The sequence below is a fragment of the Bacillus sp. Nf3 genome, from assembly GCF_003028545.1.
GTDB lineage: Bacteria > Bacillota > Bacilli > Bacillales > Bacillaceae > Bacillus > Bacillus safensis.
The window spans coordinates 1-15,402 of the sequence record NZ_PYUA01000003.1; the positions used below are offsets into that span (position 1 = coordinate 1).

Sequence of the window (15,402 nt, forward strand, 5' to 3'; positions counted from 1 at the left end):
CATCAGCCGCAGTCAGAGCAGTCGACATCTACAAGACATCACAAAAATCCTTTGACGCCCTGAAAACATCTCAAAAAGGTTTATATGGCCTCACCGCCACCAACGGCTTCAGCGAAGCGATCACAGGCCGAGATATGTTTGGAAACAAGATCTCAAAAGAACAGCAGGAAGCAAGTATGAATGCGGCGCTGGGAATGCTTTTGCCGTTTGGAGCGAAAGGGTTTCATGGGAAGCTGGGGGTAAACCTTCAAAGTCCAGAAGGATTTAATCGAAAATTGGCATTGCGGCATGCAAAAGATTTAGGTAGGATACCTAGATCGCAACAGCCTACTCGTCAATGGCAAGTAGGAGATAATGTTTTTAAGAAGGGGCAAGAACATAGTAATTATGAGTACAGTTCTAACCATACTCATCACGGGCGATACTATGAGTTTGATACCCCAAAAGGAAAAAGAGTTATAGTACAACATACTAATGACGGAAAATTACACACTCATGCAGGGAAACCAAAAGAGGGTGCTAATCCATTTAATTATGATTTTAAAAAAGAAAGATATTCAAATATTTATGGACCAAATGGTGATCATCATATCTATTACAATGAATAGCGGGGCATGAAAATATGGTATATCAAAATGAAAAAATACAAAAGAAAATAGCTTTAATGAATGCTAAGAAGAAAATAAATCAATTAGCGTATCTTGAAGTAATTGATTTTGAAGATGATTCTTCTCAATGGCTGAAATTATGTGAAGCAGTACTAAAGCAATTTCGTCAAATAAACTCCACGCCTTCCGACATTTTAACAATTACAGACAGTGAATCTGTTATGGCTTGGTTAAAAAATTCTTTAGATTTTCTGAAAGAGAAAAAAGAATGGTTTATTTTGGTAGTGAATGACCCTTTTCCTGTTTGGGCTAATGTAAAAGCTCTCGATTTTGATAAGGCAATTGAAGAGATTTGGCTATTTTCAGAGAATCACAACGTAATTGTAGCAGATAAAGTAACTGGTAAAATCGCTCAAATATATTCAGAAGAAAAACATTTTGAACTTCATATTGGAAGATGCCAAATTTAAATTAATATTGATATTAGATGTGGGATAGTAGAAGGATGATAAAATGAATGAGAGTTACAGATATTTAGAAGAGTTAGAAGATTTTTTAGGTGGCACATTTCATCAAGATATCGATTCACCAGAAGAAGCGATGGATGAGTTTATTCATGAAGCAAGCAAAGAATGTCTGGTGTCTACTATAAAGGATTGTCAGGATTTTTTGAATAGTACTTTAACAATACAGGAAAAAGAAAGCTTTATCGAAAACAATGCAGAAATCTACTTTCCGGCGATCTCATTAAACCCTTTACAGTGGTTTAATAAAATAATAGAGGAAATGAAAGAAGCAGTGAAAATGAAGTAACAAAATGAACCTTGATTGGCTAATGCCTTTCAAGGTTTTTTTGTCTCTATTGGTAAACAAACCGAGAAAAAGAGGATCTTTTTCTACGTGGATCATCGTATGATATAGATAAACAAATCGAACGTGAATATTTTGTCCAGAAGGAATAACCTGAGGATGCTGGCATTGAGCACTTTAAGTGCCTTGTACTTAGCTGGCACTTCAGTCAGATCTTTTTTATATCTACTAATAAATTCTTTATTGGAGTAAAGGATTGAACAGGTTTGTAATTTGAGGTTTTAAAATGGTAAATGATCAGTTGGTCAATGTTATACTAACCTCAATAGATATAGGGAGGCATCCACTTTGAAGCCATTTTGGGAGAAAGAAGAAGAAAGTCCTTTCACTTTAGAAAAGATAGATGAGAAAAAAATTCGTGAAGCAGAGGCGAGACTTGGTGTCACTTTACCTGATACATATAAAAAGCTCGTTTTAGAATGGAACGGTGGTTTTACAGTTCGTAATGCTTTTCCAACCGAAAATCCGAATTCTTGGGCAGATGATCATGTTCAATTTGATCATCTAAGAGGAATTGCCATAGGTGATGGAATTATGACTAGCCCTCAGTTAAATGATGAATTGGAGCTGCCTCAGGGACTTGTTTTCATCAGCGGAGAAGAAGATACATGGATCGCAATGGATTATCGAGAAACGAAAGAACACCCGTCTATTCACTATTTTGATTTAGAGATGGGAGTCGATTTTAAACTGGCGGATACTTTCGAAGATTTTATTGAGCAGTTATATACAGCTGAAGATGCGATGATCGAGGTTGTAGAGATTGATGAGGAATCTTCTGAATTATATATAAGTAGAGAAGAACTTGAACTCATATTTGAGAGAGGAGACCTTTGTCAGCAGAACCTCTTTAAAATGGCACATTATCCAATGGAAGACATTGAAGAGATTGAATGGTTTTTCGATCGTATGAAAAAATGCATCAAACAGATAAAAGATCAAAATGTCTTGTACGAAGCAGCCACGACGGTTCACTCCATTCTTTTGTTAAATCCAGATATGCCGAGGAATGACCGTATCAATCAAGAGCTGCAAGAAATTGCTGAGTTTCTAGAAAAGAGTGGAGAGTCTCTTACCGTCCTTTTGGGAGAAGACATTCATCCAGTGAAAAAGCCATAGTAAGAGAATAAAAGCCCTTAAAAGGGCTTTTTGATTTTAGTTTGTGATTTCTTTTTATGTAAAGTGTTGATGATGAATAATGCAATAAATGAAGTAATGAATGAGAATAAAGTGTAAACAATGGCCCAGCCTAAAAAGGAGGCATTAAAAAGTGTAAATGTCAGGATGAACAATATCATAAAGCTCAAAACTGGCATGAAATAAATCTTTTGTATAAATAATGTGCCGATAAATGAAACGACGATAATACTTATTGGAAGCAAGCCGAATGCGAATTCTAAATGAGTCATATCAATTCTCCCTTTAGATTACTTAAATCATTCTATATCTCTAAAAAAACTCATGCGGATTTCTCCTATATGTCGGGGATTTTGAGTTTAATTGCATGAGAAATAACTTAATGATTTATATCATAACATTATTGATAACATTTATGTATTAATATGGAATGTATTGATAAACTTATTATCTAATGATCTTGAACTCTCCTTACCTAGCTACAGTGATCATCGTACTTGTAGTCAGTCTGTAAGTAATGCAATTAGCCATCTTACGGAAAGTATTGAGAGCATTATAGAAAAGTTCTTTTTTTATATAGAAGGTTGATTAAGAGCGGCTTTGAATTTTTTTATCTGTCTTGAGGTATAAGTTACAATCTATCCAAAATCCATTAAAATAAAGAAAAACTGATAAAGGAGCAACCACATGAATTTTAATTTAAATGAAGCTTTGGATATGTTGAGTCGAACTCCTCACACGTTAGAAAGTCTTTTGTCGGGTTTATCGAAGGATTGGCTTCACAGCCGTGAAGGAGAGGGGACGTGGAATCCAGTTGAAGTCATTGAACATTTGATTGAAGCAGAGAAATTCAACTGGATTCCTCGATTAAATGTGATTCTAGCTGATGGAGAGAATACACCATTTCCTGCGTTTGACCGCTACTCTCATTTGAACCAATCTGAAAGACAGATAGAACAAGCATTATCTGAGTTTCATCATATGCGGATGGAGAATGTGGCATACATTCAGCGTATGACACATTCAGGCTTTGATTTAGAAAAAAAGGGCGTTCACCCGGAGTTTGGAGTCGTGAAAGTGAGCGAATTACTTTCTGCGTGGGTTGTCCATGACTTCACACATATGTCCCAGATTGTTCGAGTCATGGCGGAACGATATCGAACCGATGTGGGCCCGTGGAGCGCTTATTTAGGGATTTTGAATAGGAAATAAATGTTTAATGGTGCTTGGCGGCCCACTCAGATTGAAGCATGGCATATTGATATTCATCGACCCAATGTCCCTTCGACATATAATTTTGCAGCAAATGTCCTTCGCGTCTCATTTCTAAACGTTCCAGCACTCGAATGGATTTTTCGTTGCGCACATCTGTAAAGGCAATGATTTTATGTTTGTTTAGTGTCATAAAAATATATTCGAAAATTGCACTTAGAGCTTCATGAATATAGCCCATTCCTTGGTATTCAGGGGCGAGTGTAAAACCTATTTCAACAATTCTCGGCTCACTGTCAAGTGTATGAATGGCGCAATCTCCTATCAGCTGATTGGATTCAGATAAGGCAATAGCATATTGAAACCACGTCCCCGGTTGATTAGGTTTTTGTGTCATTTGATGTTGAACAAATGATTCAGCATCTTCGTACGTGTAGTTTTCCCAAGATTGAAATTTTGCAATAGAGGGATTTGCTCGGTATTGATAAAATGCTTCAATATCCTGCCTGTCAAATTGGCGAATAACAACCCGGTTTGTTCTTGTAAATATGCTGTTTGCATTCTTCATGTGTTAACCTCACTTTTTAGTTTGTTCTTGATTTGAAAAAGTCTATCAGCCATTCAGATAGCTGCTGTTGTGCTTTGCTGACAAATCGATCTGCATAATAAATTAATTCCAAGTGCCGGACAGGTGCTGGCTCAGCAATAGGAATCGAAACAATATTAGACCACGTCGAATGTTGTTTTAGTAATCCTCTTGGCTGAATGGTTGCACCGATCCCGGCTTCAACCAGCTGCAATAGCGAAAATGCGGATCCAACCTCCATGGCAGTGTCTAGTTCAACACCCTGTTCTTTACATACGTTATCTACTAAATCTCTTCCTAGATATCCCTTCGGATACATGACCAACGCATGCTGAGTCAGCTCTTCTAATGTCACTTCACTCTTTTGGGCTAAATCACTTTTTGAATGAACAAATAATTCGTACGGCTCACTTCCAAGTGGAATTTGAACGAGACGCTTATCTGCAGGCCCTCGCAGCCCGATGCCGAGATCCACTTTATGCGAAAGGACTTCTTCACGCACGAAGATATTTGAATATGCCTTCAAATTGGTTTCGGGGTAAAGTGTTTTAAATTCTACAAAAAGTGGCACCAGCTGAAAATCAAGATCGGAGGGGAGTACTGCGAGACGAACGGTTCCTCGTTTTTCCGATAATAGTTCTTTCATCGCATTTTTTGCATCTCTTTCAGCTTGAAGCATTTTCATGCCATATTGATAAAGCAGCGAACCAGCTTCGGTAGCCACGACTTTTTTACCGATTCGATCAAAGAGCGGCATTCCAACTTCTGCTTCAAGCAGTCGAATTTGCTGGCTAAGTGTCGGCTGTGATATGCCTAGCTGCTCAGCGGCCTTTGTAAAATGTAAATGATGATATACAGCCATAAAATAGGTAATATGCCGGGTATCCATTTGTCCTCCTTTCATAAATGATAGCCTTTTCCTATCATCATAATACGATTTATTGTATTGATCAATGGATGCAGCAGTTTTATACTCAAAGTAACCTTAACGAGATGAAAGAAGGGTATTGATGAAAAAAATATATTATTTAGCCGCTTTATTTTTAGCAGCATTAAACTTACGTCCAATCATTACGTCCGTGGCTTCCATGATGAGCATGATTCAATCAGAGCTTGGTGTAAACGCACTGACAGCAAGTCTTTTGACCACTTTGCCTGTCCTTTGTATGGGGGTATTTGCTCCTGTTGCGACGATACTCAGTCGGCGTTTTGGTTTAGAAAGAACGCTGTTTTTCTCAATTCTTCTTATCACGATTGCCACCGCACTGCGTGGTACAAGCCAATCGGTTGCTATCCTGCTCATGACTGCGTTTGCAGGAGGGGTAGGGATTAGCTTTGCGGGTCCTTTATTGTCTAGTTTTATTAAAAAATATTTCCCGAGAAATCCTGGTATTGTTAGTGTGTATTCAATTTCGATGACAATAGGTGCAGCGCTCGCTTCCGGCTTCACCATTCCGATTTATCTACGCAGTCAGCATCACCTTACGTTAGCTTTGTCCTGCTGGGCGATTCTAGGGGTGATTGCCCTTATTCTATGGGTCGGTTTAGTTCGCAAAAATGAGCAAAGTGATCATGTAACCTTACCGTTAAAATTGCCGCTGAGAAACAAAAAGGCGATTCAATTCACCTTGTTCTTTGGCTTTATGTCCAGTATGTTTTATTCTTTGACGGCATGGATTTCACCGATTGCTCTTAGCTTTGGAAACAGTCCGCAATATGCTGCCATGCTCTTGACCATATTTACACTCATTCAGATTCCGGTGGCACTACTCGTTCCAGCGGTCGTTACTCGATTAGGAAAACCGAAATTATTTCTCATCTTATGCAGTCTGTCTGAACTCATTGGTCTTATCTTTCTTCTTCTGCCAATGCCGATCTTGCCAGCCGTCATTTTCCTAGGGATGGGTGCAGGTGGATTATTTCCTTTAGCGCTTATGCTCCCGATTATGGAGACGAATACTCCAGAGGAAGCCGGAACCTGGTCAGCGATGTCGCAAATGGGCGGGTACATCGTGGGTGGATTCGGTCCGTTTTTCATTGGCTTGGTTTTCGATCTAAGCGGACATTTTTATGCTTCCATTGTGGCAATGCTTGTCATCGTCATGCTGATGATTGGCGTTCAGTTATCCATGAATCTCGGTAAAAAACGCGAAGTGGGATCCAATTAAAGATAAATTGAAATCGCCATAGCCTATTCCTAAATAAATAGGCTATGGCGATTATTTTTTTAGAAGCTGCACTTGAACCATTTATCGTGCAAGATATTTTTCAACTTTACGGGTGGCCATTTCTGCAGCTTCCATGATCATTTCACCTAATGTTGGGTGAGGATGAATCGTCATTGCTAAATCTTCTGCTGTAGCGCCAACTTCAATAGAGAGAGCTAGTTCTGATATAAGAGTAGATGCTTCAGTCCCTACGATTTGTGCCCCTAGAATAAGACCAGATTCAGCATGGGCTACAATCTTCACAAAACCTTCTGGTTCTTTTAATGCAAGCGCTCGGCCATTAATGGAGAACATTGCTTTCCCAATGACAGTCGGAATGGATTTTTGCTTGCAATCCGTTTCGCTTAGTCCAACACTCGTCAATTCTGGGCTGGAAAAAACAACAAGTGGGATCGCTTTATAGTCTATCATCGAAGGTTTACCAGCGATTGCTTCTGCTGCAACTTTTGCTTCATAGGAAGCTTTATGAGCCAAAGCAGGCCCCTCTGTGATATCACCAATCGCATATATGTGCGGGATGGATGTTTTGCATTGTTCATCAATTTCGATTCGTCCGTGAGAAGGAATAGACAACCCGATAGAATCAAGACCTAATGTTCCATCTGTATTCGGTTTTCTTCCGACAGTAATCAGTGCATATTCCGCTTTCACCGTGTAGCTTTCTTTCTGTTTCTCATAATGAAGGTCAATTCCGCTCATATGCTGCTCGGTATCTGTGACGTTTGCTCCTGTAATCAGTGTGATTTTATCTTCTTTCAATTGACGAACGACAGGCGAGACAAGTTCACTTTCAAAGCCAGGTAATACATGATTGCCGCCTTCCAAGATGGTGACATTTGTTCCAAACCTAGCAAACATCTGTCCTAATTCAACCCCAATATAACCACCCCCAACTACAACAAGGCTTTTAGGGATCTCGGGAAGGGATAGTGCTTCAGTGGAAGACAAAATACGACCGCCGAAAGGGAGTGATTTAATTTCAATTGGACGGGAGCCGGTTGCTAGTATAAGGTGTTTGAAGTTGATTTGCTTTTCACCTTTTTCTGCATGTTGAATGACCGCTGTATGCTGATCGATCAAGCTTGCATCGCCTTCCAGTATGGTAACTCCCGCTGACTTTAACAAAAATTGTACGCCTCCCGCTTGTTTGTCCACAACCGCTTTTTTGAACGCTTGAGCTTCCTTGAAAGAGCCGCCTGATTGAAAACCACCCCATTGAGTGCGGAGCTTGAACCGCTCTGCTTCTGCTATTAGCGCCTTAGAAGGGATACAGCCTACATGGGTGCATACTCCACCTAACTGATCACGCTCTACAATCGCTGTCTTCATGCCGAGATGAGCTGACCGTAATGCCGCCACATAGCCTCCCGGACCTGATCCAATTACTAATGTATCTACTGTGTCTAAATGAATCATTTCTTGCACCTCCAACTTTAAAATATGATGATCATAATATATTATAGTCATCATATTTTAATGAAGTCAATCCCATCTGAGAGAGGAAAGATGGATTTCAGTCAATTGACACAAGATAATATGATGAATATAATATTTTGATAAGAAGGAGGTTAGGTAGAGGGATGCCTTATCCGAAAGGTCATAAGTCAAAAGTGAGAGAGCAGATCATTGCAAGTGCTGCACGAGCATTTCGAACAAATGGCGTTCGTAATATCAGTTTGCCATTCATTATGAAAGGAGCAGGCCTAACTCATGGAGGGTTTTATGCTCACTTTAAGAACAAGGATCAGTTGGTGATAGAGACTTTTCATTTTGCTATCACTGATACGATCAAGCTGCTGCAAAGTGTTGCAGACAAGAAAGCAGACCAGCCTCGAATTCAGACGATCATTGAATTCTATTTAAGTTCGGTTCACCGTGATCAGACGGAGGTCGGCTGTATACTGCCTGCGCTGGCAGGAGAAATTGCTCAATTATCGCAAGAGGTACGGAATGCTTATACCGATGAATTGAAACGATTTATGGAGTTTATAGCTGATGCTGGAAACATAGATCTCTCTACGAGTTACGCACTAGTAAGCAGCATGATTGGTACAATTGCTCTTGCACGTGCTGTCAATGATTCGCAGTTCAGTGATCAATTGTTACTGGCAGGCATAATACAGGCAAAACGCGTTTTAGAGGCGAATTAACATTCAAATAAAAAACACAGGGGATGTTGCGATGGTGATTAGAGAAGCAAGCATAGAAGATTATCCAGAATTAAGACAAATCTATTTAGAATCCCGGCGCCAAAGCTTTCACTGGCTCAATTCAGAAGAACTCAATCTGCAAGATTTTGATCAAGATACGCAGGAAGAGCAAATTTTCTTAGCTGAGGAGAACAATAAAATCCTCGGATTCATTTCTCTATATGTACCCGATCGATTTATTCACCTCTTGTTTGTACATCCAGAAGCTGCGGGCCAAGGGGCTGGAGATCTGCTGCTCAAACAAGCGATAAAAGTTTTGGGAACACCGGTCACCCTCAAATGTGTCTCCGAAAATCACAAAGCTTTATCTTTTTATCAAAAAAGAGGCTGGAAGGCTGTTGTAGAAGAAGGAGAACCTGGGGCAGAATACTGGGTGCTTGTTTATGAATAGAAGTCATTTTATCTTATCATTCACACGGCCCTTTATAGGGCTTTTTTGCGGTTTCTTTTCGGTGTCGAATGGTTCATAAAATGATAATATATGTCATTATAGGGAATATAGAGGAAGGGGTAAGGGCTGATGGAGAAAGTGCTTTCTTCTCACGTCGGTTTGAAAATCAATGAATGGTATTATCATATTCAAAGATTTCACGTACCGGACGCCGAAGCATATAAAGAGGAAATCAAATCAATGCTTGATCATATGGAAGAAAATCAAGATTTATTATTGTATTTCTCACTCATGGAGTTCAGACATAAATTAATGCTTGATTACTTGAATCCTTTAGAAAATGGGAAAGAGCGGGCCAACTTCAAGGAACTCGCAATGAAGATCAAAAGGGACCAAGAGAAATTAACAGGATTGCTCGAGTATTACTTCAATTTTTTCTACGGCATGTATGAATTCGAAAACTATGAATACCTAAATGCGATTACCTTCTATAAACGGGCAGAAAAAAAGCTGTCTCTTGTCAGTGACGATATTGAACGGGCCGAGTTCAATTACAAGATGGCTGAAATCTATTACCACATGAAACAAACCCACATGTCCATGCACCATATCGCACAGGCGATAGAATGTTATCGAGAAAAAGATACATACACAGTAAGAGAAATACAATGTTCTTTTGTGATTGGATTAAACTACATAGATATGGGCTGCCCCGAAAAAGCAATACCCCATTTTCAACACGCACTAGAAAAAGCCGCCGACAACTCAACAAAACGATTAAAAGGATCAGCACTCTATAATTTAGGGTTGAGTTATTTTCATAACAAAGAAATAGCCCAAGCAATAATTCACTTTAATGACTCAATTCGAGCATTTAGAGAACAGGGATACGAACATTTAAATAGAATCTTAGACCCGCTTATTATGTTGTCAAAAGCCTACTTCAAAAAGAAAGAACAGGATTTAGGTATATATGCTTTAAATAACGGTATAGAACTATCTGAAAAACTGAAAGACCATGTGCTGTTATTGATATTCAAATTTTTAAGATCACTATACGTTGACAACAATTTTGAGCAGTTGGAAAAAATAATGGAATTGCTAGAAATAAAGTCAATGTATCCTGATCTAGAAGATTTAGCAAAAGATGCTGCAAAATATTATAATGAAATGGGAGATAAAGACAATGCGATGCTTTTTTATGAGAAAATTCTTTATTTCCAAACTCAAGTGAAGCGGGGGGACTGTCAGTATGAAATTTAAAACGTTATCAGTTGTATTCGTGATGATCAGCGTTATTAGTATTGTTGGTTATTTTACATCTGAAGTGACAGCAAGTCATGATGAAGCTAGGAGAGGCCATACTGCAAGTATCGGTTATACTGCTTAAATAAAAAGCCCCTTAAGGGCTTTTTATTTTAAGACGGAATATATGCTATGAATAAAGAATATTTTTTCCATAGAAAAGATATTGAGGAGGAAGTAAAAATGACAATGTTAAAATCAACATTATTTAGAAGGATTTTTATTATATTTTTTGCTTTAACCTTTATGATTAGCCTGTTCAACATGGCTGTGTTTCCAGGAACGCCAGCGTCTTATTATATTGGCCTGGTTTGTAAGATGTTGTTTATCAGTTTGTTAAATGGTCTGTTTTTCGGAACAATCATCTATTTGATTGTCGTCTTTCTCGGTGCTAAATCTTCAAAAGAAAATCAATAACGAGCGGGCGGCTAAAGTCCGTTCTTTTTTATTTTAAAAATGACAGAGAACATGTATGATCTAGATCGCACATTACATTATTTTTAATATCCTACTGCATTCTATTTTAAAGGATGTTACCGTTGTTTGTAAGGAATGATTGGCCAGTCTTCCAATACGAGTTGGAGGGAAATCATGAATTACAAAATTGAAATGATAACGAATATGAAAATGGTGTATATGAGAAATATAGGATCATATGGCAGCAAAGAGAATCTTGAGATGATGAAGAGATTTAAGAAATGGATCAAGCAACATCAATTAAATGATGAATTAAAGGAATATGGTATATATGGTGTTCCTCAAGATGATCCTGGAAAAATTCCATCAGAAAAATGCAGATACGACCTCATGCTTATGACAAATAGAGATTTCTCAAATGACCAAATGGTTCAGACTGGTCATTTTGAAGGGGGAACGTATGCTGTGTTTACAGTGACACATACAACCGAAAAAGTGAATTTATTTTGGAGACAATTTCCTCAAATGATCCAAAACAATCAATTGAACATGCGTCAGGCACCTATTATAGAGCGATATAGAGAAGAAGAAGGCGTGTGTGAGTTCTTACTACCTATCTTTTAAACACTTTATCAAACTGCAATGAAAACAGACCTCTTATGGTCTGTTTTCATGAATATGAAATGTTTAAATATTCTACGACTCGTTCTTTTAAATAACGATACTGATCCTCATTCGTATCTTGAAATGCTTCTTCTCGATTTGAAGGTACATCGATATAAACGATTTCCTCAGAGAATTGTGAAGAAGTAAAGTCGATTCTTGTTCCATTCACTACGTTGTAAAAGTGCCATCCGTTGGGTAATGCGGTTTTGTTTATTTTTCCGCCTAAAAGATCATGTACGACTAAAGAAGTGACGCCACATTGTCCGTTTGCCGGGTTGTCTTTACTCCATTTTGAACTAGATTGAGAAGACCATGCTTTATAAAGAGCATCAATGATTTCGTCTGTCGTGTAGAGGTTCATCATAAAAATCCTTTCTATTTAAAAAGTGAAATGAATGTAGTATCTGTTTAGTCTATAGTAGATTTTTTTTCAATCAAAATCCAGATGCTATACTATGGCTAAACCAATATAACAATGAAGATTCATGACAGGAGGAGCTTGGTGTGGTATTCATCATAGGTATTGTAATCGCTTATATTGTTGCTATTTTAGGCTTTACTGTTTTCGGAGATGTAGGGAATGGGTTGGGGACGGCTCTGAGCATCATCGGGGGAATGGTCATTTTATTCATAGCTGGTAGATTACAAAGACAAAAAGAAAAGAATGAGCCAAACATATTATTAGATAAGATGATGATGCTTTTTCAAGAAGACGGATTTCAGGCTTCAACATACATCTTTTCGCAAAATGTGGATAAAGGCTTTGCGATTGATGATGTACGAAAGGTCATGCGGTTTATTACACATCAACCTGGCGGCTCATCTCGAAAATTCAGGTTTGATGTTACTGAGCTTTCCTTAAAAGAGTTGAAACAAGTTGACATGTTAGAAGATGGTGTGCCGGTTGAACAATCTGTTGAGAGTGATAATAATGAAGAGATCTCGACACTTGAATTGAGATTAACTATGAATGATCAGGAATCATCAACGATCACGCTCACCTTTCTGACATTTGATGTGCCTGTTAGTAAGAGCACCGCAGAATATTTGATTGAACGAGAAAATCTGGAGGAGATTTATCATGAAATTGATTCAATGATGAAATCTGCGGATTAATGAAATGACTGTTCATAAAGAAGAAATCACCATTTGAGGTGGTTTCTTTTTTTATGTCAATCAAGACAAGGCTGGTTCAGTCATTGCGGTTGAATGTTTTTCTCAAAAATGAATAAAGATAGACTAGACACGAAAACGAACATTGATATCGAAATGACTCATGTGATGAGGAGGAAACATACATGCAAAAGCTTTGCAGGGAAGTCTGGATCGAGGTCAATCTTGACGCGATTAAAAGAAATATCGAAGCCATTCAAGCGCATATTCCAAAGAAAAGTAAGATCATGGCTGTCGTGAAGGCGAATGCTTATGGGCACGGTTCCGTGGAGGTTGCGCGGCAGGCATTAGAAAGCGGTGCGACAGAGCTTGCAGTTGCCAGCTTGGAAGAAGGCATTGTATTGCGGAGAGCAAAAATTGAAGCACCGATTCTCGTCCTTGGATTTACCCCGCTTGACTGTGTGAAAAGGGCTGCAACCTGGAAAATTGATCTCTCCGGCCTTCGAGAAGACTGGATTGTTCAAGCAAATGAGATCTTAGCGGAAGAAGAAAGTCTGCCCCGGCTTGGAATTCATGTCAATGTCGATACGGGGATGGGACGATTAGGTGTACGGACAAAGGAAGAGCTGTTAGCAGTAGTGGAGGCGCTTGAAAAAAGTGAAAACCTGAGATGGGATGGAATATTTACGCATTTCTCCACGGCGGATGAGCCTGACCCTGATTTCACACTGCTTCAGCACAGCATTTTTATTGATTTTCTTCGTTTCTTAAAAAAACAAGGCATTACATTGCCTACGGTACATATGAACAATACAGCAGCTGCCATCGCGTTTCCTGAATTTAGTGCAGATATGATTCGGCTCGGCATCGGGCTATATGGACTGTACCCCTCGCAATACATTGAGAGTTTAGACGCTGTTAAGCTAGAGCCCGCTCTCAGTTTAAAAGCAAGGATTGCGTTCGTGAAAGAAATGGTGACAAAGCCAAGAACCGTCAGTTATGGGGCAACCTATGTAGCAAAACCTGATGAAGTTATAGCAACCATACCAATTGGTTATGCAGATGGGTACTCACGAGCCTTATCAAATCGAGGATTTATGCTTTTCCGCGGAAAACGAATGCCGATTGCTGGCAGAGTCACAATGGATATGACCATGATCAGTTTAGGAGAAATGAAAGCAAAGCAAGGCGAGGAAGTCGTTATTTACGGCCGTCAAAAGGGCGGAGAAATTTCTGTCGACGAAATCGCCGAAATGCTCAATACGATCAACTACGAGGTTGTTGCCACTTTAAGCCGCCGCGTTCCAAGATTTTACCGTCGCGGCGGGAAGATTATTAAAATATCGACACCGGTGATGTATGTGTGAGTTCAATTTAAGCAGACTGCAAAATTCGATTAGCCCCCTTTACATGGCAAGGGGGCTAACTTTCACGACTTAAGCACGATACTCTTTATCTAAAATAAGAATTGGTTTTATCGTAGATCCATTTTTAGAATCTTCAAAGGCTTGTTCAATATCTTCTAATTCGTAGAATTTTGTTAGTTTCTCAACTGGGAATTGTCCATTTTTAAAGAACTTCACTAGTTTAGGAATAAGTAGTTGTGGAACGGCATCCCCTTCTATCACACCTTTTAACGTGAGAGCATTGATCATTAGGTCATTTGTTACATTAAATGTTAAATCGCGCTTTCCTACTGCTACTGTTGCACAAGTCCCTTTGACACGCAGGCAATGAAGGGCAGCTAGAGTGACTTCTGGTACACCAGTTGTTTCAAATGAGTAATGTGCACCTTTGCCTTCTGTTATCTCCTTAATTTTTTCAGCTGGATTCTCATGCTTACTGTTGATGATATGTGTTGCACCTAATTCTTTTGCTAACTCAAGGCGGCTATCATGAATATCAACGGCAATAATCGGATCACAGCCAGCGATTTTTGCTGCCATTAACCCACTTAAACCAACAGCCCCTGTACCGAACACTACAAAGCTTGTACCTGGTGCTGGAGCAAGTGAATTTAAGACAGTACCGCTCCCGGTCATTAAGCCGCATCCGAATGGGCCTAAATAACGTAAATCGGTTTCTTTATCTACTTTCACCACATTTTTCTCATCAACCGTGGCATATGTACCAAATGACGATTGACCAAAAAATTGCGATACATCTTGGTGATCATGTGTATGAAGTGGCGTTTCATTATGCTTATTACGACCAGAGAAATTCAAAGGCATCATGTTCTCACATCCACCTGCGTTCCCATCTAGACAATTATGACAATGACCACAATAAGCGAAGCCTAGTACAACGTGGTCTCCTTCTTGAACGGTTGTGACATTAGAACCTGCTTTGACTACAATGCCAGAGCCTTCATGTCCTAATACAGCAGGACGTGGGACAGGAAGCGTTCCATCTAATACTGTCGCATCAGTATGACAGACGCCAGATGCAACAATTTTGACAAGCACTTCATCTGCTTTAGGGTCATCTAGTAATAACGTTTGTTTTTCGAAATCTTTTTCATTTGTTGTGACCATCGCTTGAATTTCCATATCATGTGCCCTCACTTTGTATAGTATAATATTCAATAAAGTTAGATCAAATGTCACAAAAAATTCATTTCTTTATGACTAAGTTGATTGTAGGACGAAAGATTTTTCGT

20 protein-coding genes are annotated in these 15,402 nt (G+C 39.0%); 14 read left to right on the top strand and 6 right to left on the bottom strand.

Annotated features, from left to right (window positions below):
• From C9414_RS09415 to C9414_RS09430, 4 genes are all read left to right on the top strand, one after another.
• Nucleotides 1-608, top strand: a 608-nt coding sequence (locus C9414_RS09415) for an HNH/endonuclease VII fold putative polymorphic toxin (protein ID WP_258182602.1), incomplete at its 5' end; no start/stop codon positions are given.
• Nucleotides 609-622: 14 nt separating this feature from the next.
• Nucleotides 623-1,078 carry a hypothetical protein gene (locus C9414_RS09420; protein ID WP_107163509.1) on the top strand — a complete coding sequence of 152 codons (456 nt, stop codon included), beginning with the start codon at nucleotides 623-625 and terminating at the stop codon, nucleotides 1,076-1,078.
• A 43-nt stretch (nucleotides 1,079-1,121) separates the two neighbouring features.
• Complete coding sequence (locus C9414_RS09425; protein ID WP_107163510.1) at nucleotides 1,122-1,421, top strand: contact-dependent growth inhibition system immunity protein; 300 nt, start codon at nucleotides 1,122-1,124, stop codon at nucleotides 1,419-1,421.
• Nucleotides 1,422-1,766: 345 nt separating this feature from the next.
• Complete coding sequence (locus C9414_RS09430) at nucleotides 1,767-2,597, top strand: SMI1/KNR4 family protein (RefSeq protein WP_107163511.1); 831 nt, start codon at nucleotides 1,767-1,769, stop codon at nucleotides 2,595-2,597.
• 17 nt (nucleotides 2,598-2,614) lie between these two features.
• Here C9414_RS09430 and C9414_RS09435 read toward each other — a convergent pair whose 3' ends face one another.
• Entirely contained in the window at nucleotides 2,615-2,887 is a 273-nt protein-coding gene (locus tag C9414_RS09435; protein WP_047202761.1) for a DUF2651 family protein, read from the bottom strand.
• A gap of 415 nt (nucleotides 2,888-3,302) precedes the next feature.
• Between C9414_RS09435 and C9414_RS09440 the strand changes: the two genes are divergently transcribed.
• A complete protein-coding gene (locus C9414_RS09440; RefSeq protein WP_107163512.1) occupies nucleotides 3,303-3,827 on the top strand; it encodes a DinB family protein in 525 nt (174 codons plus the stop codon).
• 4 nt (nucleotides 3,828-3,831) lie between these two features.
• Here C9414_RS09440 and C9414_RS09445 read toward each other — a convergent pair whose 3' ends face one another.
• Nucleotides 3,832-4,395 (bottom strand): GNAT family N-acetyltransferase, encoded by a 564-nt coding sequence (locus C9414_RS09445; RefSeq protein ID WP_047202760.1) that lies wholly within the window; start codon nucleotides 4,393-4,395, stop codon nucleotides 3,832-3,834.
• Nucleotides 4,396-4,411: 16 nt separating this feature from the next.
• Complete coding sequence (locus C9414_RS09450; RefSeq protein ID WP_257218360.1) at nucleotides 4,412-5,302, bottom strand: LysR family transcriptional regulator; 891 nt, start codon at nucleotides 5,300-5,302, stop codon at nucleotides 4,412-4,414.
• A gap of 121 nt (nucleotides 5,303-5,423) precedes the next feature.
• Between C9414_RS09450 and C9414_RS09455 the strand changes: the two genes are divergently transcribed.
• A complete protein-coding gene (locus tag C9414_RS09455) occupies nucleotides 5,424-6,581 on the top strand; it encodes an MFS transporter (protein ID WP_099663168.1) in 1,158 nt (385 codons plus the stop codon).
• Between the two features lie 81 nt (nucleotides 6,582-6,662).
• Here the strand turns inward: C9414_RS09455 and lpdA are convergent, their stop codons facing one another.
• The gene (gene lpdA / locus C9414_RS09460; protein WP_107163513.1) at nucleotides 6,663-8,057 is read right to left on the bottom strand and encodes a dihydrolipoyl dehydrogenase; all 1,395 of its coding nucleotides are present in this window, start codon (nucleotides 8,055-8,057) and stop codon (nucleotides 6,663-6,665) included.
• Between the two features lie 164 nt (nucleotides 8,058-8,221).
• Between lpdA and C9414_RS09465 the strand changes: the two genes are divergently transcribed.
• The 6 genes from C9414_RS09465 to C9414_RS09490 all read left to right on the top strand — a co-directional run bounded on the left by C9414_RS09465 (nucleotide 8,222) and on the right by C9414_RS09490 (nucleotide 11,588).
• Complete coding sequence (locus C9414_RS09465; RefSeq protein WP_047202756.1) at nucleotides 8,222-8,791, top strand: TetR/AcrR family transcriptional regulator; 570 nt, start codon at nucleotides 8,222-8,224, stop codon at nucleotides 8,789-8,791.
• Between the two features lie 31 nt (nucleotides 8,792-8,822).
• The gene (locus C9414_RS09470) at nucleotides 8,823-9,242 is read left to right on the top strand and encodes a GNAT family N-acetyltransferase (protein WP_107163514.1); all 420 of its coding nucleotides are present in this window, start codon (nucleotides 8,823-8,825) and stop codon (nucleotides 9,240-9,242) included.
• 129 nt (nucleotides 9,243-9,371) lie between these two features.
• The gene (locus tag C9414_RS09475) at nucleotides 9,372-10,505 is read left to right on the top strand and encodes a Rap family tetratricopeptide repeat protein (RefSeq protein ID WP_107163515.1); all 1,134 of its coding nucleotides are present in this window, start codon (nucleotides 9,372-9,374) and stop codon (nucleotides 10,503-10,505) included.
• Nucleotides 10,495-10,632 carry an aspartate phosphatase gene (locus C9414_RS09480; protein WP_095408252.1) on the top strand — a complete coding sequence of 46 codons (138 nt, stop codon included), beginning with the start codon at nucleotides 10,495-10,497 and terminating at the stop codon, nucleotides 10,630-10,632. Before C9414_RS09475 ends, C9414_RS09480 begins: the two co-directional genes overlap by 11 nt.
• A gap of 98 nt (nucleotides 10,633-10,730) precedes the next feature.
• Nucleotides 10,731-10,964 carry a hypothetical protein gene (locus tag C9414_RS09485; RefSeq protein WP_107163516.1) on the top strand — a complete coding sequence of 78 codons (234 nt, stop codon included), beginning with the start codon at nucleotides 10,731-10,733 and terminating at the stop codon, nucleotides 10,962-10,964.
• A 174-nt stretch (nucleotides 10,965-11,138) separates the two neighbouring features.
• Nucleotides 11,139-11,588, top strand: coding sequence for a GyrI-like domain-containing protein (locus tag C9414_RS09490; RefSeq protein ID WP_107163517.1), 450 nt, complete (start codon nucleotides 11,139-11,141; stop codon nucleotides 11,586-11,588).
• A gap of 46 nt (nucleotides 11,589-11,634) precedes the next feature.
• On the opposite strand, the gene C9414_RS09495 is transcribed toward C9414_RS09490, so the two are convergent.
• Entirely contained in the window at nucleotides 11,635-11,991 is a 357-nt protein-coding gene (locus C9414_RS09495; RefSeq protein ID WP_107163777.1) for a YunG family protein, read from the bottom strand.
• A gap of 143 nt (nucleotides 11,992-12,134) precedes the next feature.
• On the opposite strand from C9414_RS09495, the gene C9414_RS09500 reads away from it, so the two are divergent.
• The gene (locus C9414_RS09500; protein ID WP_047202750.1) at nucleotides 12,135-12,746 is read left to right on the top strand and encodes a hypothetical protein; all 612 of its coding nucleotides are present in this window, start codon (nucleotides 12,135-12,137) and stop codon (nucleotides 12,744-12,746) included.
• A gap of 182 nt (nucleotides 12,747-12,928) precedes the next feature.
• Nucleotides 12,929-14,110 (top strand): alanine racemase, encoded by a 1,182-nt coding sequence (gene alr / locus C9414_RS09505; protein ID WP_107163518.1) that lies wholly within the window; start codon nucleotides 12,929-12,931, stop codon nucleotides 14,108-14,110.
• A 69-nt stretch (nucleotides 14,111-14,179) separates the two neighbouring features.
• On the opposite strand, the gene C9414_RS09510 is transcribed toward alr, so the two are convergent.
• Nucleotides 14,180-15,292 (bottom strand): NAD(P)-dependent alcohol dehydrogenase, encoded by a 1,113-nt coding sequence (locus C9414_RS09510; protein ID WP_107163519.1) that lies wholly within the window; start codon nucleotides 15,290-15,292, stop codon nucleotides 14,180-14,182.
• Nucleotides 15,293-15,402: the final 110 nt, after the last annotated feature.

What these genes read in the sequence shown, in the direction of transcription:
- C9414_RS09470 (WP_107163514.1), top strand. Translation starts at nt 8,823, where the DNA reads ATGGTGATTAGAGAAGCAAGCATAGAAGATTATCCAGAATTAAGACAA.
- C9414_RS09435 (WP_047202761.1), bottom strand. Translation starts at nt 2,887, where the DNA reads ATGACTCATTTAGAATTCGCATTCGGCTTGCTTCCAATAAGTATTATC.
- C9414_RS09445 (WP_047202760.1), bottom strand. Translation starts at nt 4,395, where the DNA reads ATGAAGAATGCAAACAGCATATTTACAAGAACAAACCGGGTTGTTATT.
- C9414_RS09510 (WP_107163519.1), bottom strand. Translation starts at nt 15,292, where the DNA reads ATGGAAATTCAAGCGATGGTCACAACAAATGAAAAAGATTTCGAAAAA.
- C9414_RS09490 (WP_107163517.1), top strand. Translation starts at nt 11,139, where the DNA reads ATGAATTACAAAATTGAAATGATAACGAATATGAAAATGGTGTATATG.
- C9414_RS09465 (WP_047202756.1), top strand. Translation starts at nt 8,222, where the DNA reads ATGCCTTATCCGAAAGGTCATAAGTCAAAAGTGAGAGAGCAGATCATT.
- C9414_RS09440 (WP_107163512.1), top strand. Translation starts at nt 3,303, where the DNA reads ATGAATTTTAATTTAAATGAAGCTTTGGATATGTTGAGTCGAACTCCT.
- alr (WP_107163518.1), top strand. Translation starts at nt 12,929, where the DNA reads ATGCAAAAGCTTTGCAGGGAAGTCTGGATCGAGGTCAATCTTGACGCG.
- C9414_RS09480 (WP_095408252.1), top strand. Translation starts at nt 10,495, where the DNA reads ATGAAATTTAAAACGTTATCAGTTGTATTCGTGATGATCAGCGTTATT.
- C9414_RS09450 (WP_257218360.1), bottom strand. Translation starts at nt 5,302, where the DNA reads ATGGATACCCGGCATATTACCTATTTTATGGCTGTATATCATCATTTA.
- C9414_RS09485 (WP_107163516.1), top strand. Translation starts at nt 10,731, where the DNA reads ATGACAATGTTAAAATCAACATTATTTAGAAGGATTTTTATTATATTT.
- lpdA (WP_107163513.1), bottom strand. Translation starts at nt 8,057, where the DNA reads ATGATTCATTTAGACACAGTAGATACATTAGTAATTGGATCAGGTCCG.
- C9414_RS09425 (WP_107163510.1), top strand. Translation starts at nt 1,122, where the DNA reads ATGAATGAGAGTTACAGATATTTAGAAGAGTTAGAAGATTTTTTAGGT.
- C9414_RS09495 (WP_107163777.1), bottom strand. Translation starts at nt 11,991, where the DNA reads ATGAACCTCTACACGACAGACGAAATCATTGATGCTCTTTATAAAGCA.
- C9414_RS09455 (WP_099663168.1), top strand. Translation starts at nt 5,424, where the DNA reads ATGAAAAAAATATATTATTTAGCCGCTTTATTTTTAGCAGCATTAAAC.
- C9414_RS09475 (WP_107163515.1), top strand. Translation starts at nt 9,372, where the DNA reads ATGGAGAAAGTGCTTTCTTCTCACGTCGGTTTGAAAATCAATGAATGG.
- C9414_RS09420 (WP_107163509.1), top strand. Translation starts at nt 623, where the DNA reads ATGGTATATCAAAATGAAAAAATACAAAAGAAAATAGCTTTAATGAAT.